Below are 21799 nucleotides of genomic sequence, written 5' to 3' on the forward strand. Positions count from 1 at the left end.
CTCATTCTTAAATTAATGAGGCAATCTATCTCTAAAATAACCATATACCCAAGTTCCCACAATAGCAAAGAATAGAGTTACTAACATTACCGTAACGCCAGTTCCTATCTGGGCGAAAATTGGACCAGGACAAGCTCCCGTAATTGCCCAACCCAATCCAAAAATGAGTCCACCAATGATTTGACCTTTGTTAAATTTTTTATTGTGAAATTCTATTTTTTCGCCATAAATGGTTTTGATCTTAAATTTCTTAATGAGGAAAACGGAAATTATTCCAACTATCACAGCACTTCCAATAACACCATACATGTGAAACGATTGAAAACGAAACATTTCCTGAATGCGGTACCAACTGATAATTTCGGCCTTTATAAAAACAATCCCGAACAACATACCTACGATGAGGTATTTGATATTGTGGTACCATTTGTGTTCCAAGTGGCTTTCGTTTACACAAACTGTATCGAGGGAACGGGTTTCAAAATCGGTATTCTGATTTGTATTTTTCATATGTAGATGTTTATTGTTTTATATTGGTTATATGTAATTGCTTTGCCTATTCGCAAGCTCGGGTCGCATATCTTCATTGGTGTTTGCGACCAATTTTATGTCATGCTCATTTCATAGTTTTATTTTAAAGTGATAGGATTAGGGGAAGAATAAAATTAGCCATGATCAATCCGCCGATGAAAAAGCAACAAGTAGCAATTAGTGATGGTAATTGTAAGTTAGATAAACCAGAAATGGCGTGTCCGCTCGTGCAACCTCCTGCATAACGAGAACCAAAACCAATCATAAAACCGCCCACAACCATCATCAAGAAGCCTTTTAATGTGAATAGATTTTCCCATGAGAAAATTTCTACAGGCAACATTCCGTTAATGTTGGTTATATCATAGGTTGCTAAATCAGTCTTTAAGTTATCATTTATAACGATTGGATCTGGATTTTCTAAAAATTGAAAAGCAAGCACGCCACCTAGTAAAATTCCGATTACAAAAAAGACATTCCAGATTTCTTTCTTCCAATCGTATTTAAAAAAGGAAATATTTGCTGGCAAACAAGCCGCACAAGCGTGACGCAAGTTGGCACTAATCCCAAAGTTTTTGTTTCCTAAAATCAATAATGCCGGAACAGTAAGTCCAACTAATGGTCCTGCCACATACCATGGCCAAGGTTGTTTGATTAATTCTATAATTTCCATAGTTAATTTTTTGTTTTGCAAAGTTGAATTTTAAAATAGAGTTGTTTTGTAACCTTTATCACATAACCAAAAAAAAGTGCCTGATGGCTCAAGCACTTTTTTTATCGGATAATTTGCGGTTGTGCATAAAGTTATCTAAAACTATACTCCACATCGGTTACTTGAGAAAGTAAAGTCTGAGGTGCATCCAGTATTTTGGCATTATTTTGGGGTGTTGGCGTTACAGGACTATTTGCTTTCAAATAGGATTTTAAGGCATCGTGTAACGTAAAATTAGTGTTGTGGGCATTTTTTACGTTTTTCATCCTGCATAACATATCTTCTGGATCGCCTTCTCGTTCGCATGCCAAAATGGTGTATTCTTTTTCGTTTTCAAGAGGCATGCCGTTCATTGTAATGCTTTGAACTCTTTTCCCATTGACTTCAAATGCTTTAAATGCGACTTCCATTCCTTTGAATTTTACTACCCAACCACCAAAACGCTTATCTGCTTCTTTTGCGAACACATTGTTTAATTCTTTTTCGAGCCAAGCCGCTATTTGTTCACCTTTAACTTTTCCGGTTCTTACCGTACTGTCAACAGGCAGCATATCGAATAAAAATCCGTTTGTGATGGGAATATTACCGGTTTGGTCACGGGTAACTTTAGGCGGACAAAATCGGAAACCATTCGATAAAACGACATCAATTTCAGGAAATTTCCAATGCAGTGCGTCTAAAATTAAGGTATCAATAGGATTTTCTACAACAAAATAGCGATAAAGCGGTATCGTACTGTAGCCCAAAATTTCATTAATTTCGCTTAGGTAAGGTGCTTCATTTTCTTTTAAAATTTTTGAAACCGTTTTATTTGGCTGTATCGAAGCCGAAGCCACTTCAAGCAGATTGTATTCTTCCGCTATGACGTTACCATTTTTAATAGTTAAATCTAATTTACCAATAAAAGAACCAAATGCTCCAGGTTCTACTACTTTTGAGTATTTACAAACTATAGGTTTTCTTACCCTTTCATGGGTGTCGCCACCAAAAATATAATCAACGCCTTCACATTCTGGAGAATTAGCCAATGCAATTTGCTGTGAAAGACCCAAATGGGCAATGATGATGACAAACACACAATTTTCCTGATTTTTTAAAACATCAATGTAATGTTCTAGGTTTTCTTCTGGGTTTGTATAGATGATACCTTCGCTGTACATGGGCGACTGCCTCAATGGTACTAGAGGATCTGTATAACCTAAAAAGCCAATTTTAATTCCCGCCGTGTTCCAAATGTGGTACGGTTGAAAAATAAGTTCCCCTTTTTTACCATTCTCCAAATCATGGTACATATTGGTACAAATTTTTGGAGCTGTTAACGAACCCATCAACTTTTGCATGTTTTTTTTGCCGTAAACCACTTCCCAATTTCCGGGTAGGTATAAATCATAATCCATTGCATTGAGTACGGGTACAAATGCTTTTCCAGTTGTTTCTACAGCCAATTCACTTCCTTGGAACATATCGCCCGTATCAATTGTAAAGTGATTGGGGTTTTCTTTTCGGAGTTGATCCAACATTCCTGCCACATAGGCATATCCGCCTGTTTTTCTAAAAACGGCTTTATTGTTTTCCCAAAATAGTTCTTCGTGCGGATGAATCTGACAGTGAACATCTGTGGTTTGAAAAATACTTACCTTTTGAATCTTCTCGGGATTATGTGTATTACTTGTCAATTCTTCATCTGCATTTTTATCCGTTACTTCATTGCTATTTGGATATATCGACAGGGGCGAAACCAATGCGGCTCCAGCACTTAAAATTCCCATAGATTTTAAAAAATTTCTTCTGTTTTTCATTTTTGATTTTGTATTAAAAATTAATCTAAATGACCGTATTGATTAAAGTACAATAACTTTATAGCCATTTTCTTGTAATCCAAAGGTGTAAATCAATCCATTTTCTGTAATTGGGGTTTCTTTGGGTAATAGATTTTTATCCACCTCAAATTGTTTGATGGAAAGTCCACAGATCAAAATTTTTAATTTATGTTGGTTAACTGCTTGTTTAATAAAATTTTGCAAGTCAGGATTTTTTGAAATTTCTTTTACCAGCTCACCACAAGTAACGACTTGAACGTCTATTTTTTTACTTTTTGTTTTAAATTCAATACCCGTTTGAATGGCGGCTTTTAAATGTTGGACTTTCATGACGAGCAGGGCATATTTTCCGTTATTGCGAATGGATTTTTCTGTTTTTTGAATGTTTTCAACTGTTTGAGCATTGCCGTTTGAAGTTGCGAAAATGGATAACGTAAGCATTAAGATTATATATGATTTCATGATTTTTGGGATTTATTTCTTAAAAAAAATTCTGTTTTTGGATTATTGATGATAAAAAATAGCAAGCCTCCGAATAAAGCTATATTTTTCCAAAGAGGTCCATAAGCTATTCCGTTTCCAAGTTGGATGGTGATTGTTATAGGAATAAGTACCAAGAAAAGAAGTAAGGCAGACCATCTTGTAAAGATGCCCAACAGCAAAGGAATGCCACCAATTAATAAAGCATAGCCGCTTAAGATTCCCAAAAGAAAGGGATTGCCAAAAAGTGTTGCAAAATAACCTAATTGAGCGGCTTGAATCCTATCGGCAACTTTGTCTGGAGCTACTAAATGTGAAATTCCAGCAGTGATGAAAATGCCACTGAGGCAAATACGAAGTAGGTGAACAGAAAAACTATTCACTTGAATTGATTTATTCATAGATATTTCTAAATTTAATTAAACTGACTAAAAGGATAAGTATCAGTTAATCAAATCAGAAATTGCTCAAAAAAAATATAAGAAGGTACTTTTTCTTTTTGCTTGTTGTAAAAATCAATTGATTTTTTATTGTTTACTACTGAAAAACCTCTAAAGTCAACATTGAAAATAGTTGATTTCTCTTGCTGTTTTGTTTGCTTTTGAAGAACTTCTTGCTGTTGTGTAAAAGAAAAACATTTCACTCTTGAATTCTCGGAATGATGTTGCTGGCTTGTTTCGCTATTCAAGAATTGTTTTAATTCTTTTTTTAATGAACAAGGCACCATCAACAACAACATCATTGTTATTGTTAAGAAATTCCGATATGTAGTTGAATTCAAGTGCATTAAAATTTTTATGTAAATTACTTTGTTAGATTACCTACTGCACAACTTACCAATGATTTTCCTTTATGCAATAAAGTGTTATTCCCTTTTTCAGGATATCCCAAGCTCGACAATGTTTTTATAAAAACGGATCTATCTGTATCTGAATGGATTATTATCGTATCTGTTTCTTTGTCAATTGAAACTTCGTTTGCATTTTCAATTTTCAATAATGCGGTTTTTATACTGTTCATACAGCCACCACATTTTATATTTTCTACTTCTATCTTATGTATCATCCTGCTTTTACTATTTTGTATTTTTCGTCATAAACAACCGTTTCCTGCAACGTTTTTAGTTCAATTTCGGTTTTGCTCACTATAATAATTTCGGTAAAATTGGTATTGATACTTACGTTTAAAACTCCATCAATTTCTAAAAATTTGCCTATAACTGTATTCATACAACCCGAACAAGTAATACCTTCAAAATTATATAAATTAATATGAGTCAAGCTGTTTTTTTGAAACTCAATAAACAACTCAGTATTTTGTCTTGCAGGAATTGAATTTTTAGCTATCGAAATGGAATTAAACACAAAAGCGTTGCGAAATAATTGTTCATATTCCTTTAGATTGCCACCAAAAGGAGGACTCACTTCAAACTCACGATTGAAAAGCAAGCCAACTAACTTTCCATGATCCGATAAAAGTTGGTGCATTTTCCAAACATATCTTTGTCTCATCGTTGGAGGCAAAGCACAGAAAAAAGTCTGTTCGATAATGAAATCGTATGTACCTTGGTGCTCAAAAAAGTCAACTAAAACAATTGTAATATTTTTGTTTTCTGCAAATTTTTGCTTCAGATGTTCTACTAATGTTGGAGCAATATCAATTACGGTAACATTGGTAAAACCTTGCTCGAGCAAATATTCCGCTTCATAAGTGTTGCCACAGCCTGGAATAAGAATTTTCGCTTCTTTGTTTTCGATTGTATCAATGTAACTTTTTATGGGTGGTGAAACATCTCCCAAGTCCCATCCTGTTTTTTTTGCTTGGTATTGATTGTCCCAATATGTTTGGTCAAGTGGTAAATCGCAAGACACTATACAACATTTTTCTTCACTCATAATATTCCAATTGATAATTTCCAATATGTTTTTCATTTTTTAAAATTGACTTTCTGTGTTTCAAAAAGTTCACAATTCCAAATAAAAACACAATTCCTGCTATAACAAAAAGCGCAAACTCAATTGCGGTACTGTTTTCAATTTGAAGCAAGTTTTTTAAACTCAAACCTGCCACTAAAAAGTACATTGAAGTTCTTAAAAATGCTAAAAAAGTAGATTGATTGGCCAAAACCGTTCGTTGCAAAGCCAGCCGTTCCCTTAAAATTAAATCTTTATTGATTGCTTTATTAGTTTGCATTTATTTTTTTCTTGTATTGATGCCAAAAGGCAAATATAATGGACAAAAACCAACAAATGAAGTCACTATAAACGCAACTGCAATTACTCCTAAAACGATTGCCAATGTTCCACCGATTACATTTGTAAAATATAAAATCCCAATAAGAATGACAATAGCAAATCGTATCGATTTATCAATAACTCCCATGTTTTTTTTCATCTTCCTAATTATTAAAACACTTTAACTATTTGCTTTTATTTGGTAATAAATCGTCAATGTTCTGCCAAGTACCGCCATTGGTAACATTTTTAAACCCATTTTGTTCCAAAATAGATTGGGCTTGACCGCTTCGGTTGCCACTTCGGCAGAAAACGATAATGTTTTGATTTTTATTTAAACGATTTAAATTCGAAGCAACTTGATCCAAAGGTATGTTAATAGAGCCCATAACACTTCCGCTGGCAAATTCAGCCGGAGTTCGAACATCTATTAAAAGAGCGCCTTCATTAATTAGCGTTGCTAAATTCTCACTATTATTGTTAGCCTTTCCAAATATGTTTTCAAAAAATCCCATAGTTTTTAATTTAATTTTTAATATTTTAAAACGTTTTTTACGCCACAACCGGATTTCCTTCATTAACCCATTCGTTCATTCCCGGCGAATAATTTACAACATTTGTATATCCGTTTTTTACCAAAAGTGAATAACCAATTGAAGCTCGATCACCACCTTGACAATGAATAATCACTTTTTTTGTTCGGCTGATTTCGTCTAGATTTTCCTCCATCGTTCCCAGAAATACATTTTCAGCCCCAGCTATATGACCTGATTGGTATTCTGATGCTCCTCGGATGTCCACAATCTGAACGTTTTCATCATCTTTGATTTCTTTCAGTTCTTCAATAGAAATAAATTCAACTTGTTTTAACTCTCCAGAATAGGCTTCAGTTGAGCTAATAAAACCGATATTATGATCAAGTCCGATACGCATCAGTTTTCGTGTCAGGTCCTCCATTTGCGACTCTGGAGCTAGAATCATAAAGGGCTCATCATAATTTAAGAACCATCCTGCCCAAGTTGCAAAGGAGTTATTACCTTGAATGTTAATGCTTTCTGGGATAAAGCCTTTGGCAAAATCTGTTTTATTTCTAGCGTCAATCAGTTTGATTCCTTTTGAAAGGTTGTCCATCAATTCGCTTGTGCTTAATTCTTTTATCTTTGGAACACTTGTCAAAAGCGGTCGGTCCACTTTATTTAAGTGTTTCATCATGGCAAAGTATTTGGGAGGTTCCGGTTGATCGGTTAAAAGGTATTTTACAAAGCCTTGTTGATCATCATCATATTGAAAAGCCCAGTTTCTTATTTTTTCATAACCAACAGTTGTACTTGGCACAGCTCCTAATGCTTTCCCACAAGCCGATCCCGCTCCGTGTCCAGGCCAAACTTGGATAAAATCAGGCAACTGGTTGAAACGCTGAATAGAATCGTACATCTGCATAGCTCCAGCATCTGCAGTTCCAACAACTCCCGCTGCTTTTTCTAATAAATCGGGTCTTCCGATGTCGCCCACAAATACGAAATCGCCTGTAAAAAGCATTACTGGTTCATCGCTAGCGGGTGTATCGGTCAACAGAAAACTGATGCTTTCTGGTGTGTGTCCTGGAGTATGAAGGACTTCAAAAACAAGATTACCCAGTTTTATTTTTTGCCCATCTTTAACCCCAACGTGCGGAAATTCATATTCCCATCCTTCGCCACCTTCTGCAGAAAGATACAGTTCAGCACCTGTTAATGCAGCCAATTCTCTGGATCCTGCAAGAAAATCAGCGTGGATGTGTGTTTCCAGAACATGAGTAATTTTCATGTTGTTTTGTTTTGCAATTTCGAGATAGGTATCCACATCTCTTTTTGCATCAATTACGGCAGCCACTCCCGCCTTTTGACAACCAATAAAATAACTGGCTTGTGCTAAACTTTTATCATAAACGTGTTGAAAAAACATATTTTTTATTTTTAAGGTATTCGATTCTTAGAATTCAAAATTATATATTCTATTTCATAGAAATTGTGACATAAGTTACATAAGGATTTTATCTTTCGTAAAAATTGATTGATCAATTATTTTCTCCATTAGTAAAATAACTCTTTTGTTATGATGTAAAGTCCCATAATTAGGACAAACCAACCGAAAGCAGGTTTTAATTTTGCACCATCCATTTTTTTAGATAGTATGACTCCGATAAATATTCCGATAATGGCAAAAGCAGAAATTGTGATTAGAAATTGCCAATTGATTGTAGTTGCTTCGCCTTCTCCAAAAAAACCAATCAATGATTTGGCAGCAATGATTACTAATGATGTTCCAACAGCTTCTTTCATTGGTAGCTTGCTCAAAATTACTAATGCAGGAATGATTAAAAATCCGCCACCAGCTCCAACTAATCCTGTAAGTATTCCTACTACTGCACCTTCAATTAATATTAATGGATAATTGAATTTTTGTTTTTCATCTTTATTTTCATTAGCAGTTTTCTTGTCTTTTTTAATCATGCTGTAAGAAGCTGAAATCATTAGAATTGCAAAAAGAAGTATCAATAAAACGCTTTTGGTAACGATTACATTCCCAATTGTAATTACTTCTGTTGGTATTGCAGGTACAATTAATGCACGAGTTGCAAAAACTGCAATAATTGACGGAATACCAAAAACAATTGCAGTCTTGATATTTACCAATCCTTTTTTGAAGTATCCAAAAGAACCAACTCCGCTAGTTAAACCTACAATAAAAAGAGAATAGGATGTTGCTAGAACTGGTTCAATAGCAAAAAGATAAACAAGAACGGGAACAGTCAAGATAGAACCGCCACCACCAATTAAACCTAATGCAACTCCTATCAAGATAGAAGCAAAATAACCTATATATTCCATAATTGTAAAATTTTATCCTGCAAATATTGCCAGTAAAAAATTTACAATCAGTAACATTTATCACATAGGTAGTTTATTTCAATAGCTCAATATGATTGCGATGCAGTTTCAATACACCACGTTGTTCTAATTTTTTAAGTAAACGGGAAATTACTTCTCTTGAGGTATTTAATTCAGTCGCAATTTCTTGATGAGATAATTTTAAATCATTACAGCCACAAGCATCTTGATGACGTTTTAAATAAAATTCCAAGCGTTCATCCATTGCTTTGAAAGCGATACTGTTTACAACTTCTAAAACTTCCTCAAAGCGACTTCTATAGGTATCGATTACAAATTCATACCAACTACGATGCTGCATCATCCATTTATCCATTAAAGGTAAAGGAACCATTACCAACTCAGCATCTTCTACAACTTTGGCCATAATTTGGCTTGTTTCGCTTTTTGTAGCACATATCATAGAAATCGCGCAGGCTTGACCAGGCTGCAAATAGTACATAAAAAATTCTCCGCCGTCTTCATCTTCACGATAAATTTTTATTTTGCCAGATAAAACTAAAACAGTATTTTTTATAAATTGCCCAGTCCTAATGATGACATCACCAGCAGAAAAATTCTTTTCAATAGCATTTGTATTAATATCTTCAACAAGACTATTTGTAAACGATGGGAATAATTTTTTAAGGTTGTGGTTCATTTTGCGTAGTTTAATTCTAAATCGAATGATTTAAAGTAATAGAATTTATAGCAAAACTAGTCAAAATACGTGTAAAAAGTAATTTCTACAAACATCCATCGTCGAACTTTAACAAGGCTATTTGCTAAAAAATCATTTTACTTAAGCAACACAATTTTAAAAATTGTCAAACATGGGATAGGTCGATCGCCAAAATTTTAAATTATAGTTCACGTTTAAAACTTTATTATAGGACATAAAAAAAGCCGATAAATCTTAAGAATTATCGGCTTTTGTGACCATTTGTTTTAAATGTGTGGGCGATGAGGGGTTCGAACCCCCGACCCCCTCGGTGTAAACGAGGTGCTCTGAACCAGCTGAGCTAATCGCCCTGAATGCGAGTGCAAATATACAGCAACATTTCGGAATTGCAAGAAATATTACTGCTTTTTTATATCTTTTTTTATTTCATATAAAACTGCTTTTTCGGAGTAATTGATCATGCTCACGATAATAGGTTCATTTGCAGTTGTTTTGCCTTCAATAAAATAAATTTTGCCGTTTTTAAAAGGTTCGTTTGATATTGAAAAATCTACATCGCCATATTGCAGCGTGTTTTTTACATCTTGTAATGTAACCCAATTTTCTTGCAAAGTTATTTTTGCCTGATCAGAATATTGCAATGGTTTTTTCCTTAAATCCTGCAAAACCCTACAATTCGGTAGATAACAAAAACTCACATCTCTGGCTTCGGCTTTGCCTTGCAAAAAATATACTAAAAAAATAATGCCTAATAGTAAGCCGAAAAGGTAAAACGCAAGTCGCTGGTAAAATTTCATTTTTTAAATTTTGCGCAAAGATAATCATTAAAAAACAATTAAATTAATGTCGCGAGAAGGAAGATGAAACCAGTCGCCAATACTTTTACTGGTTAACAAACCGTGGTAAAAATATATCCCATTTCGCAATCCACTGTTACAACGAATGGCGCTTTCGATTCCGCCATCTTCAGCGATTTGGAGTAGGTAAGGCGTGATGATATTGCTGATGGAAAGTGATGCTGTTTTAGAATACCGCGAAGGAATATTAGGAACACAATAATGAACTACATTGTTTTTTATAAATGTCGGTTTTTCATGTGTTGTCACTTCCGAAGTTTCAAAACAACCGCCCATGTCAATACTAACATCTACAATTACAGCTCCTTTTTTCATATGTTCGACCATGGTTTCGGTAACGATTACCGGACAGCGGTCTTTTCCTCGCATGGCTCCAATGGCAACATCACAACGCCTTAATGCTTTGAGTAGTGCTTTTGGCTGGATGGTTGATGTAAAAATACGTTGGTTAACATGATGTTGCAATCTACGTAACTTGGTGATAGAATTGTCAAAAACTTTTACGTTAGCTCCTAAACCTATTGCGGTTCGGGCGGCAAATTCGGCAACGGTTCCTGCACCTAAAATCACTACTTCTGTTGGAGGAACGCCGGTGATGTTGCCAAAAAGTAATCCTTTGCCAAAATCATTGTTAATCATCAGTTCCGAAGCTATTAGAATGGAACCAGTTCCGGCAATTTCGCTTAAGGATTTTACCGCTGGATACGAACCATCATGGTCTTTGATAAATTCGAAAGCCAACGCAGTTACTTTTTTCTTTGCCAATGCCTGAAAATATTCTTTTTGGCGGGTTTTGATTTGTAATGCCGAAATAATAATTGCGCCTTGATTGAGCATTTCGATTTCAGGTTCAGAAACGGGCTCTACTTTTAGAATTATAGGGCAACTAAAAACTTTTTTAGTATCTCGGGTAATTTCGGCACCAGCATTGAGGTATTCTTGGTCAGAATAGCTAGAGCTTTCTCCGGCTCCAGCTTCAATTAAAATTCTGTGTCCGTGAGAAGTAAGGGAATTTACGGCATCTGGTGTGAGACAAATACGCCTTTCTTGTAGGGAAGATTCTTTTGGAATTCCAATGTACAATTCACTTTTTTGCCGTTCTACTTCAAGTTTCTCTTCTTGCGGCATGAGCTGTTGCTTGGTGAATGGTGTAAATGACATATTGCTTGCGTTATTAATTGTTTAAAATTAATAAAATATGATGAAGTTGCAAATGTTTTTTTTGGGGGTTGCAAAGTTTCAGAGTTGCAAAGTTTCAGAGTTGCTATGTTTAAAGTTACTCGGTTAGGTTTGAAAAATTTTTATTCTTACGTGTTTTTCAGAGTCTTATACTGTATAAGGGTCACGTGTTTAAATATTTAAGCGTGTTTGCGAGTTGATAGCTTATTCAATATTGAATGGTTGATTTTTGAATTTTAAAGTTGAGATTTTTTCAAAAAATTACAAATGTAAAACGACCTTTGTTCTTAGCCCTGATTGAGGCGATATCCCACGCCTGAACGCAAAGTTTTTTGGCGTGGATAAAGCCGAAAGCAGGACGGACGATTATAAAAAATGCCCGAAAGTTTCCTGCTTCAAAAAATTATTGTAAAACGAGTTTTCTAACGCCGTTTTGGGTTTCGGAAATGTTGATAACGCTGTGTTGGTCCGGAATGAGATTTGGGATTTTTTCGGCCCATTCGATGAAACACCAGTTGCCGGAATCGAGGTATTCGTCGAGTCCCATGTCGTAGGCTTCGGTTTCTGAATTGAGACGATAGACATCAAAGTGGTAAATAGTTTGATTATGAATGGAACGGTATTCGTTAACTAGTGAAAATGTTGGGCTTGAGGTGGTTTCGGTCACGCCAAGTGCTTTTACCAAAGCTTTGATAACGGTGGTTTTTCCGGCTCCCATTTTTCCGTTGAACAAAATTATTTTGTGCGGATTTTCGTTCAAAACTTTTTGGGCAATTTGCTCGATTTCGTCTAAATTAAATAAAATTTCCATGACTTATTTTGGGTTGAATGACAAAAACGGAATAATCATTTCTTCGAGCGAAATGCCACCGTGTTGGTAGGTATTTCGATAATAACTCACGTAGTGATTGTAGTTGTTTACGTAGGCGAGGAAAAAATCGTTTTTGGCAAAAATATACGAACTACTCATGTTGATTGCCGGCAATTGCACGGATTTTGGGTCTTTGATGGCGTAAACATCTTTGTCTTCGTAAGTGAGGCTTCGTCCGGTTTTGTAACGTAAATTAAGGCTGGTATTGCGATCGCCAATTACTTTTGAAGGATTTTTTACGTTGATGGTGCCGTGATCGGTGGTTAATAATAATTTGAATCCTAATTGTTGGGCTTGTTGAATAATTTCGAGCAAAGGTGAATTGCGGAACCAACTTGCGGTTAGCGAACGATAGGCTTTGTCATTTGAAGCCAGTTCTTTAACCACGTCCATCTCGGTTTTGGCGTGAGAAAGCATATCGACAAAATTATAAACTACGGTTACTAAATCGTTGTTTTTTAAGGTTTTAAAATTTTCAACTAATTTTTTTCCACCGGCAAAATTGGTGATTTTAAAATAATCTTGCTTGATATTAAGTCCTAATCTTTTTAATTGTTCCGAAAGAAATTCGGCTTCGTATAAATTTTTTCCGCCATCATCTATGTCGTTTTTCCAGTATTGTGGATATTTTTTTTCCATCTCCAAAGGCGTTAATCCTGAGAAAATGGCGTTTCGGGCATATTGTGTAGCGGTTGGTAAAATGGAGAAAAACGGGACTTCTTTTTCTAATTTGTAATGATTAGAAACAATGCTTTCGAAGGCTTTCCATTGGTCGTAACGCAAATTATCTATGACCACAAAAAGGATAGGACGTTCTTTTTTCTTGAGTTCCGGAAGCACTAATTCTTTAAAAAGTTCGTGTGACAGAATTGGCTTATCAGTCTTTGGCAAAAACCAATCCGCATAATTGCGTTCTATGAATTTCCCAAATTGCGAATTGGCTTCTACTTTTTGAGATTCGAGAATTTCAAACATGCTTTGGTCGCCGATATTTTCGAGTTCCAGTTCCCAATACAGTAATTTTTGGTATAATTCTATCCAATCTTGGTAGGTATTGACCATCGCTAAATCCATAGAAATTTTCCTGAATTCTTTTTGATAATCTAAAGTAGTTTTTTCGCTAACCAAACGCGTGTTGTCGAGATTTTTTTTCAAACTCAATAAAATTTGGTTCGGATTTACAGGTTTAATGAGGTAATCGGCAATTTTAGAGCCAATGGCTTCTTCCATAATATATTCTTCCTCACTTTTGGTAATCATAATTACGGGAACGGAGGATTTTTTTTCCTTGATTTCTGACAACGTTTCTAAACCGCTCATTCCAGGCATATTTTCGTCTAAAAAAACCACGTCAAAATTATTTTCTTCAAAAATTTCTACAGCATCGCGACCGTTGTTAGAAGTAGTTACTTCATAGTTCTTTTTCTCCAAAAAAAGAATGTGGGGCTTGAGCAAATCGATTTCATCGTCAACCCAAAGTATTTTTATTTTTTCCATAAAAAAGGTAATGGCAAATTTTGATTTTTAAAAACTGCAATTTAACATTTTTGTGGTGGCAATTTCTTAAAAAATCGGTAAAAATATTTTAATTGTAAATAAAATATAATTATTTATTTATCAATGATTTAAAGATTTTTTGTACTTTTACAATAAGCAAAAGTCTAACAAGCTAAACTCTGGAAATTATGGACGAAACTTATAAAATACCAGAAGAAAATGCAGGCGAAATCTGGTACGGCGGAAGCTCAACAGTAGCTTTCAACAATGCTGAAAATTTGCGTTACCTTGAATCTGAAGCTTTTGATGAAAAGGCAAGGCGAATGTTTGACGAATCTCTGAAGGAAGATCATGTGGACTACCACCCGCATAGCCTTAAAAAAACCGTGTTTAGATCGACACCCCCTCGAACGTTTACAGATCATACTCCAGAATAATTTTTTTTTGTACATTAATTTCAGCCCGAATTTCCTTTCGGGCTTAATTTTTTAGAAAAACTTCACAAACTTTTACCATTAGTTTCACAGTCAATATTTTATTAAACCTGATTTTAATTGTAATTTTAAAAAAACAACAATTATTAACCAAAAAAATTGATTGACTATGAATACCGACAAAAATAAAAAAGAAGAATGGGAAGGCGGAAACGATACACTTGCCGAAAATAATGCCAAAAATGAAGCGTATTTAAAAACGGAAGCATTTAAAGAAAAAGCTAAAGAAGTTCGTAAAAAAGAAGCAGAAAATGATGAAAACGATTTGAATTACAATGCTCGAAATGTGTCTCGAACTTCTGTACGCGACAATATTCCGAATACCATTACAGATCGCTCTGTAGAATAATTGTCAATGAGCCGACTTAAAAATTGAGTCGGCTTTTTTAAAAAAAAATTTTCTTATGAAAGACAAAAAACAAAACAAAGAGTTAGACCCGGATTATTACAGCGACAAAGAAAATCCGAAACCTAAAGACAACGCCGATTTCAACCGAAACGAAAATCCTGATGAAATCGAAGGTGTTGCGCCAAACCGCTAACAAAAAAGAGGAACATAATTTTCTCTTTTTTTATTTTCTTCGACCCGAACGGTTGTTTTCCGCGTTCCAATCTTCAGAATTTTCATCGCGATTATCTTGCTCATTCAGCAGTTTTTCGCTTTTATTTTGCTCGTAAATTTCCGGTGTTTTTTCGTTCGGAACTTCGTTTTTATCTTTCATTAGTTCGTTCTTTTAACAGTTCCGTTTGGTTTAATTCTCGGATTTTGCGGTCTTTTCACGGTATCTGGCGTTACAGGACCCACTTCATTCGGATTCACTTTGGTAAATTTATCCGTTTTACCTTTGTCTTTCGATTTCATTTCGGCTTCAATTTCCGAATTACTTTGTCGTTTCGTCGCCTCAACTTTTGCCGCACGTTCCACACCATTTTGCGTTGATGGAGGCGGTAACTGCTGTAATTGGTCTTGATTCGTTTGCATGTCAGTAGACCTGTTATTCTGTGCATTCGCCAACCCAAAAGTGGCCAGAAATGCCATTGTAAATACCATTTTTTTCATCTTTTTCTTTATTAATTTAATTTTTTAAAAGCAATCCCGAAGCGTCGGGGCAGACATTTTTATCCCGAAGTTTTGGCAAATTTTCCGGCTTTAGCCTACAATCATTCATCACTTACCCTGAATTTCAATCCCGGTAATTGATAAAAGGATTTACGCCGCTCCCGAAACTTCGGGAGCGGCTAAAAATAAACTTCGGGCACTTTTTAAAGGTTAGTTCTTGACAAAACCTAAAAATCTTCGCCTAAATAAATTTACTATAAAAAAATTCATCGCCACCAAAATCAATTTACCTTAACCACAATTTAACGGCATTCGCCAAAAAATGTTAATACAAAGGTTTTTTATCGAAAACAAACAACTTCCGTATATTTGTAGCCCAATTGTAAAAAAGTGAGTCACACTAATAAATTAAAAATATTCAATGATCCAATTTATGGATTCATTACCATTCCAAATTCGCTGATATTTGATTTAATACAACACCCTTATTTTCAGCGATTAAGAAGAATTTCTCAAATGGGACTTTCGTATTTGGTTTATCCAGGAGCACATCATACTAGATTTCATCACGCTTTAGGTTCTATGCACATGATGCAAAAAACCATCGAAGTTTTGCGCTTTAAAGACGTAAAAATTTCTCCCGAAGAAGAGAATGCTTTACTAATCGCTATATTGTTACACGACATCGGACACGGTCCATTTTCTCATGCTATGGAACACAGTATTGTAGAAAACGTGAGCCACGAGTCGATTTCATTACTGTTTATGAACCAATTAAATGAAGAATTTAGCGGTCAACTTTCTTTAGCGATACAAATATTTAAAGGCGAATACCATCGAAAATTTATGTTGCAACTTATTTCGAGCCAGTTAGATATGGACCGAATGGATTATCTCAAACGCGATAGTTTTTACACTGGTGTTGCCGAAGGGAATATTAATTCGGAACGTTTGGTACAAATGATGAACGTGGTGGACGATATTTTAGTTGTTGAAGAAAAAGGAATTTATTCGGTTGAGAAATTTTTGATGGCAAGACGATTAATGTATTGGCAAGCCTATCTTCATAAAACCAGTTTGGTTGCTGAAATAATTTTGACAAAAACTTTAAAAAGAGCTAAAGAATTGACGCAAAAAGGAACAATGTTATGGTGTAGCGAACCTTTGCAATTTTTTCTGCAGAATAAAATTGAGAGAGAAGATTTTTCTCCCACAATTCTTCAAAAATTTGCCAACCTTGATGACTCCGATATTATTTCAGCGTTAAAATCTTGGAGCTATCATGATGATTTTATTTTGAGTACTTTAAGCAAAATGATTATTGATAGAGACCTTTTGAAAATTAAATTTGGTACAGAAAAATTCACACCAGAAAATGTGGAAGTTTTAAAATTAAAACTAACTGACTTTTACCGAATTTCGCAGCAAGAAGCATCGTACTTTATTTTTAAAGGCAAAATTAAGAATCAAGCTTATAGTAAAATTGCCGAACCTATTAGAATTTTAAGAAAAGATAAAACCATTGAAGATGTTGTGGAAGCCTCAGATCATCTCAACTTAAAAGCATTATCAAAACCCGTAACCAAATATTTTATTTGCTTTCCAAAAGTACTTGCGGAAAATTCATAAATAAAATCAAATTTTTATATTTTTGTCAAGATGAAATTCACAGCAGAACAAATAGCAGGTATTTTAGAAGGTGAAGTTGTGGGAAATCCGCAAGCTGAAGTTTATAAATTATCGAAGATTGAGGAAGGATCTGATGGATCACTTACCTTTTTGGCAAATCCAAAATATCTTAAATATATCTATTCCACTCAGGCCACAATTACAATTGTCAATCACACTTTTGTACCCGAAGCCGAAATTTCTACTACTTTAATAAAGGTAGAAGATGCTTATCAGTCATTTTCAAAATTATTAGAGTATTACAATCAGGTAAAATTGATGAAATCCGGAATCGAGCAACCATCAGTAATTTCTGAAAATGTTACCTATGGAGAAAACCTATATCTAGGAAGTTTTTGTTACCTAGGGAAAAATGTAAAGATAGGGGAGAATGTCAAAATTTATCCCAACAGTTTTATAGGTGACAACGTAGAAATTGGTGACAATACCATCATTTTTGCTGGCGCCAGAATTTATTCTGAAAGTATAATTGGAAAAAATTGTACCATTCACTCAGGTTCTATTATTGGTTCAGACGGATTTGGTTTTGTTCCAAATGAAGAAGGAATTTATAATAAAGTCCCGCAAATTGGGAACGTGATTATTGAAGATAACGTAGATGTTGGTTCTTGTACCACCATTGATCGAGCCACTTTAGGTTCTACCATTATTAGAAAAGGTGTAAAACTCGACAACCAAATTCAGATTGCCCATAACGTAGAAATTGGCGAAAATACGGTCATTGCCGCGCAAACAGGAGTTGCAGGTTCTACCAAAATTGGTTCAGGCTGTATTATTGGTGGACAAGTAGGAATTGTGGGACATCTTGTAATCGGAAACAACGTTCGCGTTCAGGCACAATCCGGAATTTCGAAAAATTTAAAAGATGGCGAAACAGTTCAGGGAACGCCAAGCATGGGTTATGGCGATTTTAATAAATCGTATGTTCATTTTAAAAATTTGCCCAAAATTGTTTCAGACCTTGATAATTTAAAAAAACAATTAACAAACGAAAAAAAATAACAATGGTTAAGCAAAAAACCATCCAGAAAGAAGTTTTTCTAAAAGGAGTTGGATTACACACGGGTAATGAAGTTACCATGACTTTCAAACCAGCTCCAATAAATAATGGATTTACTTTTGTAAGAGTGGACCTCGAGGGGCAACCCATGATTGAAGCTGATGCAAATTATGTGGTAAATACCCAAAGAGGAACTAACCTCGAAAAAAATGGTGTTAAAATTCAAACATCAGAACATGTTTTGGCAGCATTAATAGGTTGTGATATTGATAACGTCATCATCGAGTTAAATGCTTCCGAACCACCTATTATGGACGGTTCGTCAAAATTTTTTGTAGAAGCAATTGAAGCCGCAGGAACCGAAGAGCAAAACGCAGAAAGAAATATTTACGTAGTAAAAGAAGTAATTTCTTACACCGACGAAACAACAGGAAGCGAAATTTTGGTCATGCCTGCTGATGATTATCAAGTGACTACAATGGTAGATTTTGGAACCAAAGTTTTAGGAACACAAAATGCCACTTTAAAAAGTATCACAGAATTTAAGTCCGAAATTGCTAATGCCAGAACTTTTAGCTTTCTTCACGAATTAGAAGCTTTACTAGAAAACGGGCTAATCAAAGGAGGAGATTTAAACAATGCCATCGTTTATGTTGACAAAGAAATTTCGCCAAACACGATGGAAAATTTAAAAACGGCTTTTGGCAAAGATAAAATTTCGGTAAAACAAAACGGAATTTTAGACAATCTCACACTTCACTACCCAAACGAAGCGGCAAGACACAAATTACTTGATGTTATAGGAGATTTGGCGCTAATCGGAACCAGAATAAAAGGAAAAGTGATTGCCAACAAACCCGGGCATTTCGTTAATACACAATTCGCAAAAAAATTATCAAAAATCATCAAAACCGAACAAAGAAATCAAGTTCCGTGTTATGATTTACACAAAGAGCCTTTAATGGACATCAACAAAATTATGACGATGTTGCCTCACAGGCCTCCATTTTTATTAGTAGATAAAATTTTGGAAATGAGCGAAACTCACGTAGTGGGAATTAAAAATGTGACTATGAATGAAAGTTTTTTCGTAGGTCACTTTCCGGGAGCTCCAGTAATGCCTGGTGTATTAATTGTTGAAGCAATGGCACAAACCGGAGGAATTTTAATCTTAAGTTCGGTTCCAGACCCAGAAAATTATTTGACCTATTTCATGAAAATTGACAATGTGAAATTCAAGCATAAGGTTCTTCCTGGAGATACTTTGATTTTTAAATGCGATTTAATTTCACCAATCAGAAGAGGAATTTGCCACATGCAAGCCAATGCTTACGCAAATGGAAAATTAGTTGCCGAAGCAGAATTGATGGCGCAAATTGCTAAAACTAACTAATAAATTACAACGATATGAATCAACCATTAGCATATGTACATCCTGGTGCGAAAATTGCAAAAAATGTTGTAATTGAGCCTTTTACAACTATTCATAACAATGTCGTAATTGGCGAAGGAACATGGATTGGCTCTAACGTAACCATTATGGAAGGAGCCCGAATTGGAAAAAATTGTAATATTTTTCCTGGTGCTGTAATTTCGGCAGTACCACAAGATTTAAAATTTGGAGGAGAAGATTCTTTAGCGATAATTGGCGATAATTGTACCATTAGAGAATGCGTAACAATCAACCGCGGAACCGTGGCTTCGGGACAAACCACAATCGGCAAAAATTGTCTGATTATGGCAACGGCTCACATTGCCCATGATTGTCATATTGGCGATAACGCCATAATCGTAAACGGAGTCGCTTTGGCCGGACATGTAACAGTAGGGAATTTTGCCATCATCGGAGGTTTGGCAGCCGTTCACCAGTTTATCAGTATTGGCGATCACGCCATGATTTCAGGTGGATCTTTGGTGAGAAAAGATGTTCCACCGTTTACAAAAGCGGCAAAAGAACCACTTTCTTACGTAGGAATTAACTCTGTCGGGTTAAGACGACGCGGATTTAGTCCTGAAAAAATCAGAGAAATTCAAGGTATTTATAGAATTTTATACCAAAAAAATTACAATACAACGCAGGCTTTGAGCATTATTGAAGCCGAAATGGAAGCCACTCCAGAAAGAGATGAAATCCTTCAATTTATCAGAAATTCTTCCCGTGGAATCATGAAAGGCTATACAGGCGTTTATTAATCAAAATTAAAATTATAAAAAAGTAAATTATAAAAAACAATGGCAAGTACATCAGATATTAGAAACGGATTGTGCATCAAATTTAATCACGACATCTATAAAATTGTTGAATTTCTTCACGTAAAACCAGGAAAAGGTCCTGCATTCGTTAGAACAAAACTAAAAAGCTTAACTTCTGGAAAAGTGCTAGACAATACATTCTCTGCAGGTCATAAAATTGACGTAGTTAGAGTTGAAACACACACATTCCAGTTTCTATACGCAGAAGGAAGTGATTTTCATTTTATGAATTCTGAAACTTTTGAACAAATTTCTTTAAACAAAGATATTCTCGACGCTCCAGATTTATTAAAAGAAGGTACAAATGTAATGGTACAAATCAATACCGAAACTGATTTACCACTTTCTGTAGATATGCCAGCTTCAATTGTTTTAGAAGTAACTTATGCAGAACCAGGAGTGAAAGGAAACACGGCTACAAATGCTACAAAACCTGCAACTGTAGAAACTGGAGCAACCGTAAATGTACCATTGTTTATCAACGAAGGAGACAAAATTAAAATTGATACCGCTTCAGGAGCTTATATGGAGCGTGTAAAAGAATAATATTTTTTAAGGAGAAATTATAAAAATAGTTTCTCCTTTTATTTTCTAGTTATTATGAAATTTAGCAGAACACATACTTTAAAAGAAATAGCTCAAATAATTGATTCTAAATATGTTGGAGACCCAGAGTTTACAGTATCTGGAATGAACGAAATACACGTTGTAGAATCAGGAGATATAGTATTTGTAGATCATCCAAAATATTATGATAAGGCTCTTAACTCCGCAGCAACTACCATCTTAATTAATAAAGAAGTAGAATGTCCGGAAGGAAAATCATTGTTAATTTCTAATGATCCGTTTCGCGATTTCAATAAATTAACTAAACATTTCAGGCCGTTTCAAGGTACAAACGTTTCGGTTTCATTAAGTGCAATTATTGGGGAAGATACATTAATTCAGCCCAACTGTTTCATTGGAAACCACGTAGTTATCGGGAAAAATTGCCTTATTCATCCTAATGTTACTATTTACGATTATACCGTAATTGGAGATAATGTTGTCATTCAAGCCGGAACAGTTTTAGGAGCTGACGCTTTTTATTACAAAAAACGTCCAGAAGGTTTTGATCAATTGCTTTCTGGCGGAAGAGTCGTCATCGAAGACAATGTAGGAATTGGTGCTATGTGTTCCATTGACCGTGGTGTTTCAGGAGACACAACCATTGGCGAAGGCACAAAAATTGACAATCAAGTTCATATTGGGCACGATACAATAATTGGAAAAAAATGTTTAATTGCCGCGCAAACTGGGATTGCAGGTTGTGTTGTCATAGAAGATGAAGTTACAATCTGGGGACAAGTTGGCGTTACCAGCGGAATCACTATTGGAAATAAAGCTGTCATTTTAGCACAATCCGGAATTACAAAAACAGTCCAAGGAAACAAAACGTATTTCGGAACACCGGCAGACGATGCCCGCGAAAAACTAAAACAGTTTGCTAACATTAAAAAAATCCCAGAAATTATTACTAAAATAAAATAGG

At 35.0% G+C, this 21799-nt stretch carries 28 protein-coding genes and 1 tRNA gene; 9 read left to right on the forward strand and 20 right to left on the reverse strand.

The genetic code is table 11. The features are described 5' to 3' along the window. Positions 1 to 12: 12 nt before the first annotated feature. The 18 genes from GV828_RS08050 to porX form a co-directional block, all read right to left on the reverse strand. Entirely contained in the window at positions 13 to 510 is a 498-nt protein-coding gene (locus GV828_RS08050) for a DUF6691 family protein (RefSeq protein ID WP_166536973.1), read from the reverse strand. 124 nt (positions 511 to 634) lie between these two features. Then, positions 635 to 1204: a YeeE/YedE family protein gene (locus tag GV828_RS08055; RefSeq protein ID WP_208103162.1), complete on the reverse strand. Its 570-nt coding sequence runs from the start codon at positions 1202 to 1204 to the stop codon at positions 635 to 637. Positions 1205 to 1335: 131 nt separating this feature from the next. Then, the gene (locus tag GV828_RS08060) at positions 1336 to 3042 is read right to left on the reverse strand and encodes a bifunctional metallophosphatase/5'-nucleotidase (protein WP_166536974.1); all 1707 of its coding nucleotides are present in this window, start codon (positions 3040 to 3042) and stop codon (positions 1336 to 1338) included. Positions 3043 to 3084: 42 nt separating this feature from the next. Continuing rightward, positions 3085 to 3525 carry a DsrE family protein gene (locus GV828_RS08065; RefSeq protein ID WP_166536975.1) on the reverse strand — a complete coding sequence of 147 codons (441 nt, stop codon included), beginning with the start codon at positions 3523 to 3525 and terminating at the stop codon, positions 3085 to 3087. After that, positions 3522 to 3944, reverse strand: a complete 423-nt coding sequence (locus tag GV828_RS08070) for a DoxX family protein (protein ID WP_166536976.1) — start codon at positions 3942 to 3944, stop codon at positions 3522 to 3524. Before GV828_RS08070 ends, GV828_RS08065 begins: the two co-directional genes overlap by 4 nt. Positions 3945 to 4347: 403 nt before the next feature. Beyond that, positions 4348 to 4608: a heavy-metal-associated domain-containing protein gene (locus GV828_RS08075; protein ID WP_166536977.1), complete on the reverse strand. Its 261-nt coding sequence runs from the start codon at positions 4606 to 4608 to the stop codon at positions 4348 to 4350. Then, entirely contained in the window at positions 4605 to 5474 is an 870-nt protein-coding gene (locus tag GV828_RS08080) for a methyltransferase domain-containing protein (RefSeq protein ID WP_235935436.1), read from the reverse strand. The genes GV828_RS08075 and GV828_RS08080 overlap by 4 nt, the downstream gene beginning before the upstream one ends. Beyond that, complete coding sequence (locus GV828_RS08085; RefSeq protein ID WP_166536978.1) at positions 5431 to 5736, reverse strand: DUF202 domain-containing protein; 306 nt, start codon at positions 5734 to 5736, stop codon at positions 5431 to 5433. The genes GV828_RS08080 and GV828_RS08085 overlap by 44 nt, the downstream gene beginning before the upstream one ends. After that, positions 5737 to 5937 (reverse strand): YgaP family membrane protein, encoded by a 201-nt coding sequence (locus GV828_RS08090; protein ID WP_166536979.1) that lies wholly within the window; start codon positions 5935 to 5937, stop codon positions 5737 to 5739. It lies immediately after the preceding gene. A gap of 25 nt (positions 5938 to 5962) precedes the next feature. Continuing rightward, entirely contained in the window at positions 5963 to 6292 is a 330-nt protein-coding gene (locus tag GV828_RS08095) for a rhodanese-like domain-containing protein (protein WP_166536980.1), read from the reverse strand. A gap of 37 nt (positions 6293 to 6329) precedes the next feature. Beyond that, positions 6330 to 7721 (reverse strand): MBL fold metallo-hydrolase, encoded by a 1392-nt coding sequence (locus GV828_RS08100; protein WP_166536981.1) that lies wholly within the window; start codon positions 7719 to 7721, stop codon positions 6330 to 6332. 128 nt (positions 7722 to 7849) lie between these two features. Then, entirely contained in the window at positions 7850 to 8647 is a 798-nt protein-coding gene (locus GV828_RS08105) for a sulfite exporter TauE/SafE family protein (protein ID WP_166536982.1), read from the reverse strand. Between the two features lie 73 nt (positions 8648 to 8720). Continuing rightward, on the reverse strand, positions 8721 to 9347 hold the full coding sequence (locus tag GV828_RS08110) for a Crp/Fnr family transcriptional regulator (RefSeq protein WP_166536983.1): 627 nt from the start codon (positions 9345 to 9347) through the stop codon (positions 8721 to 8723). A gap of 296 nt (positions 9348 to 9643) precedes the next feature. Next, positions 9644 to 9718: transfer RNA gene (locus GV828_RS08115), tRNA-Val, on the reverse strand. A 48-nt stretch (positions 9719 to 9766) separates the two neighbouring features. Beyond that, the gene (locus GV828_RS08120) at positions 9767 to 10165 is read right to left on the reverse strand and encodes a DUF4258 domain-containing protein (protein ID WP_166536984.1); all 399 of its coding nucleotides are present in this window, start codon (positions 10163 to 10165) and stop codon (positions 9767 to 9769) included. Positions 10166 to 10192: 27 nt separating this feature from the next. Further along, on the reverse strand, positions 10193 to 11386 hold the full coding sequence (locus tag GV828_RS08125; protein WP_166536985.1) for an alanine dehydrogenase: 1194 nt from the start codon (positions 11384 to 11386) through the stop codon (positions 10193 to 10195). 421 nt (positions 11387 to 11807) lie between these two features. Beyond that, positions 11808 to 12215 carry a tRNA (adenosine(37)-N6)-threonylcarbamoyltransferase complex ATPase subunit type 1 TsaE gene (tsaE, locus tag GV828_RS08130; protein WP_166536986.1) on the reverse strand — a complete coding sequence of 136 codons (408 nt, stop codon included), beginning with the start codon at positions 12213 to 12215 and terminating at the stop codon, positions 11808 to 11810. A gap of 3 nt (positions 12216 to 12218) precedes the next feature. After that, positions 12219 to 13772: a T9SS response regulator signal transducer PorX gene (porX, locus tag GV828_RS08135; RefSeq protein WP_166536987.1), complete on the reverse strand. Its 1554-nt coding sequence runs from the start codon at positions 13770 to 13772 to the stop codon at positions 12219 to 12221. 188 nt (positions 13773 to 13960) lie between these two features. Here porX and GV828_RS08140 point away from each other — a divergent pair, with 188 nt between their 5' ends. The 3 genes from GV828_RS08140 (at position 13961) to GV828_RS08150 (ending at position 14808) form a co-directional block, all read left to right on the forward strand. Continuing rightward, positions 13961 to 14209, forward strand: a complete 249-nt coding sequence (locus tag GV828_RS08140; protein ID WP_166536988.1) for a hypothetical protein — start codon at positions 13961 to 13963, stop codon at positions 14207 to 14209. Between the two features lie 166 nt (positions 14210 to 14375). Beyond that, positions 14376 to 14615, forward strand: a complete 240-nt coding sequence (locus GV828_RS08145; protein ID WP_166536989.1) for a hypothetical protein — start codon at positions 14376 to 14378, stop codon at positions 14613 to 14615. Between the two features lie 55 nt (positions 14616 to 14670). Beyond that, positions 14671 to 14808, forward strand: a complete 138-nt coding sequence (locus GV828_RS08150) for a hypothetical protein (RefSeq protein ID WP_166536990.1) — start codon at positions 14671 to 14673, stop codon at positions 14806 to 14808. A gap of 30 nt (positions 14809 to 14838) precedes the next feature. On the opposite strand, the gene GV828_RS08155 is transcribed toward GV828_RS08150, so the two are convergent. Together GV828_RS08155 and GV828_RS08160 are read right to left on the reverse strand one after the other, a co-directional pair. After that, positions 14839 to 14988, reverse strand: a complete 150-nt coding sequence (locus GV828_RS08155; protein WP_166536991.1) for a hypothetical protein — start codon at positions 14986 to 14988, stop codon at positions 14839 to 14841. Then, positions 14988 to 15326: a hypothetical protein gene (locus tag GV828_RS08160; protein ID WP_166536992.1), complete on the reverse strand. Its 339-nt coding sequence runs from the start codon at positions 15324 to 15326 to the stop codon at positions 14988 to 14990. The genes GV828_RS08155 and GV828_RS08160 overlap by 1 nt, the downstream gene beginning before the upstream one ends. Positions 15327 to 15716: 390 nt before the next feature. Here GV828_RS08160 and GV828_RS08165 point away from each other — a divergent pair, with 390 nt between their 5' ends. From GV828_RS08165 to GV828_RS08190, 6 genes are read left to right on the forward strand one after another with little or no spacing between them, the layout of a single operon-like run. After that, a complete protein-coding gene (locus GV828_RS08165; RefSeq protein WP_166536993.1) occupies positions 15717 to 16955 on the forward strand; it encodes an HD domain-containing protein in 1239 nt (412 codons plus the stop codon). Positions 16956 to 16985: 30 nt separating this feature from the next. Continuing rightward, positions 16986 to 18017 carry a UDP-3-O-(3-hydroxymyristoyl)glucosamine N-acyltransferase gene (gene lpxD / locus GV828_RS08170; RefSeq protein WP_166536994.1) on the forward strand — a complete coding sequence of 344 codons (1032 nt, stop codon included), beginning with the start codon at positions 16986 to 16988 and terminating at the stop codon, positions 18015 to 18017. Between the two features lie 2 nt (positions 18018 to 18019). Then, complete coding sequence (locus GV828_RS08175; protein ID WP_166536995.1) at positions 18020 to 19408, forward strand: bifunctional UDP-3-O-[3-hydroxymyristoyl] N-acetylglucosamine deacetylase/3-hydroxyacyl-ACP dehydratase; 1389 nt, start codon at positions 18020 to 18022, stop codon at positions 19406 to 19408. Positions 19409 to 19422: 14 nt separating this feature from the next. Continuing rightward, the gene (lpxA, locus tag GV828_RS08180; RefSeq protein WP_166536996.1) at positions 19423 to 20208 is read left to right on the forward strand and encodes an acyl-ACP--UDP-N-acetylglucosamine O-acyltransferase; all 786 of its coding nucleotides are present in this window, start codon (positions 19423 to 19425) and stop codon (positions 20206 to 20208) included. A 39-nt stretch (positions 20209 to 20247) separates the two neighbouring features. Further along, entirely contained in the window at positions 20248 to 20814 is a 567-nt protein-coding gene (gene efp / locus GV828_RS08185; RefSeq protein WP_166536997.1) for an elongation factor P, read from the forward strand. 54 nt (positions 20815 to 20868) lie between these two features. Beyond that, positions 20869 to 21798, forward strand: coding sequence for a UDP-3-O-(3-hydroxymyristoyl)glucosamine N-acyltransferase (locus GV828_RS08190; protein WP_166536998.1), 930 nt, complete (start codon positions 20869 to 20871; stop codon positions 21796 to 21798). Position 21799 lies beyond the last annotated feature (1 nt).

It is taken from the genome of Flavobacterium ichthyis (assembly GCF_009915155.1).
GTDB classification, from domain to species: Bacteria; Bacteroidota; Bacteroidia; order Flavobacteriales; family Flavobacteriaceae; genus Flavobacterium; species Flavobacterium ichthyis.

What these genes read in the sequence shown, in the direction of transcription:
- GV828_RS08050 (WP_166536973.1), bottom strand. Translation starts at nt 510, where the DNA reads ATGAAAAATACAAATCAGAATACCGATTTTGAAACCCGTTCCCTCGAT.
- GV828_RS08055 (WP_208103162.1), bottom strand. Translation starts at nt 1,204, where the DNA reads ATGGAAATTATAGAATTAATCAAACAACCTTGGCCATGGTATGTGGCA.
- GV828_RS08060 (WP_166536974.1), bottom strand. Translation starts at nt 3,042, where the DNA reads ATGAAAAACAGAAGAAATTTTTTAAAATCTATGGGAATTTTAAGTGCT.
- GV828_RS08065 (WP_166536975.1), bottom strand. Translation starts at nt 3,525, where the DNA reads ATGAAATCATATATAATCTTAATGCTTACGTTATCCATTTTCGCAACT.
- GV828_RS08070 (WP_166536976.1), bottom strand. Translation starts at nt 3,944, where the DNA reads ATGAATAAATCAATTCAAGTGAATAGTTTTTCTGTTCACCTACTTCGT.
- GV828_RS08075 (WP_166536977.1), bottom strand. Translation starts at nt 4,608, where the DNA reads ATGATACATAAGATAGAAGTAGAAAATATAAAATGTGGTGGCTGTATG.
- GV828_RS08080 (WP_235935436.1), bottom strand. Translation starts at nt 5,474, where the DNA reads ATGAAAAACATATTGGAAATTATCAATTGGAATATTATGAGTGAAGAA.
- GV828_RS08085 (WP_166536978.1), bottom strand. Translation starts at nt 5,736, where the DNA reads ATGCAAACTAATAAAGCAATCAATAAAGATTTAATTTTAAGGGAACGG.
- GV828_RS08090 (WP_166536979.1), bottom strand. Translation starts at nt 5,937, where the DNA reads ATGAAAAAAAACATGGGAGTTATTGATAAATCGATACGATTTGCTATT.
- GV828_RS08095 (WP_166536980.1), bottom strand. Translation starts at nt 6,292, where the DNA reads ATGGGATTTTTTGAAAACATATTTGGAAAGGCTAACAATAATAGTGAG.
- GV828_RS08100 (WP_166536981.1), bottom strand. Translation starts at nt 7,721, where the DNA reads ATGTTTTTTCAACACGTTTATGATAAAAGTTTAGCACAAGCCAGTTAT.
- GV828_RS08105 (WP_166536982.1), bottom strand. Translation starts at nt 8,647, where the DNA reads ATGGAATATATAGGTTATTTTGCTTCTATCTTGATAGGAGTTGCATTA.
- GV828_RS08110 (WP_166536983.1), bottom strand. Translation starts at nt 9,347, where the DNA reads ATGAACCACAACCTTAAAAAATTATTCCCATCGTTTACAAATAGTCTT.
- GV828_RS08120 (WP_166536984.1), bottom strand. Translation starts at nt 10,165, where the DNA reads ATGAAATTTTACCAGCGACTTGCGTTTTACCTTTTCGGCTTACTATTA.
- GV828_RS08125 (WP_166536985.1), bottom strand. Translation starts at nt 11,386, where the DNA reads ATGTCATTTACACCATTCACCAAGCAACAGCTCATGCCGCAAGAAGAG.
- tsaE (WP_166536986.1), bottom strand. Translation starts at nt 12,215, where the DNA reads ATGGAAATTTTATTTAATTTAGACGAAATCGAGCAAATTGCCCAAAAA.
- porX (WP_166536987.1), bottom strand. Translation starts at nt 13,772, where the DNA reads ATGGAAAAAATAAAAATACTTTGGGTTGACGATGAAATCGATTTGCTC.
- GV828_RS08140 (WP_166536988.1), top strand. Translation starts at nt 13,961, where the DNA reads ATGGACGAAACTTATAAAATACCAGAAGAAAATGCAGGCGAAATCTGG.
- GV828_RS08145 (WP_166536989.1), top strand. Translation starts at nt 14,376, where the DNA reads ATGAATACCGACAAAAATAAAAAAGAAGAATGGGAAGGCGGAAACGAT.
- GV828_RS08150 (WP_166536990.1), top strand. Translation starts at nt 14,671, where the DNA reads ATGAAAGACAAAAAACAAAACAAAGAGTTAGACCCGGATTATTACAGC.
- GV828_RS08155 (WP_166536991.1), bottom strand. Translation starts at nt 14,988, where the DNA reads ATGAAAGATAAAAACGAAGTTCCGAACGAAAAAACACCGGAAATTTAC.
- GV828_RS08160 (WP_166536992.1), bottom strand. Translation starts at nt 15,326, where the DNA reads ATGAAAAAAATGGTATTTACAATGGCATTTCTGGCCACTTTTGGGTTG.
- lpxD (WP_166536994.1), top strand. Translation starts at nt 16,986, where the DNA reads ATGAAATTCACAGCAGAACAAATAGCAGGTATTTTAGAAGGTGAAGTT.
- GV828_RS08175 (WP_166536995.1), top strand. Translation starts at nt 18,020, where the DNA reads ATGGTTAAGCAAAAAACCATCCAGAAAGAAGTTTTTCTAAAAGGAGTT.
- lpxA (WP_166536996.1), top strand. Translation starts at nt 19,423, where the DNA reads ATGAATCAACCATTAGCATATGTACATCCTGGTGCGAAAATTGCAAAA.
- efp (WP_166536997.1), top strand. Translation starts at nt 20,248, where the DNA reads ATGGCAAGTACATCAGATATTAGAAACGGATTGTGCATCAAATTTAAT.
- GV828_RS08190 (WP_166536998.1), top strand. Translation starts at nt 20,869, where the DNA reads ATGAAATTTAGCAGAACACATACTTTAAAAGAAATAGCTCAAATAATT.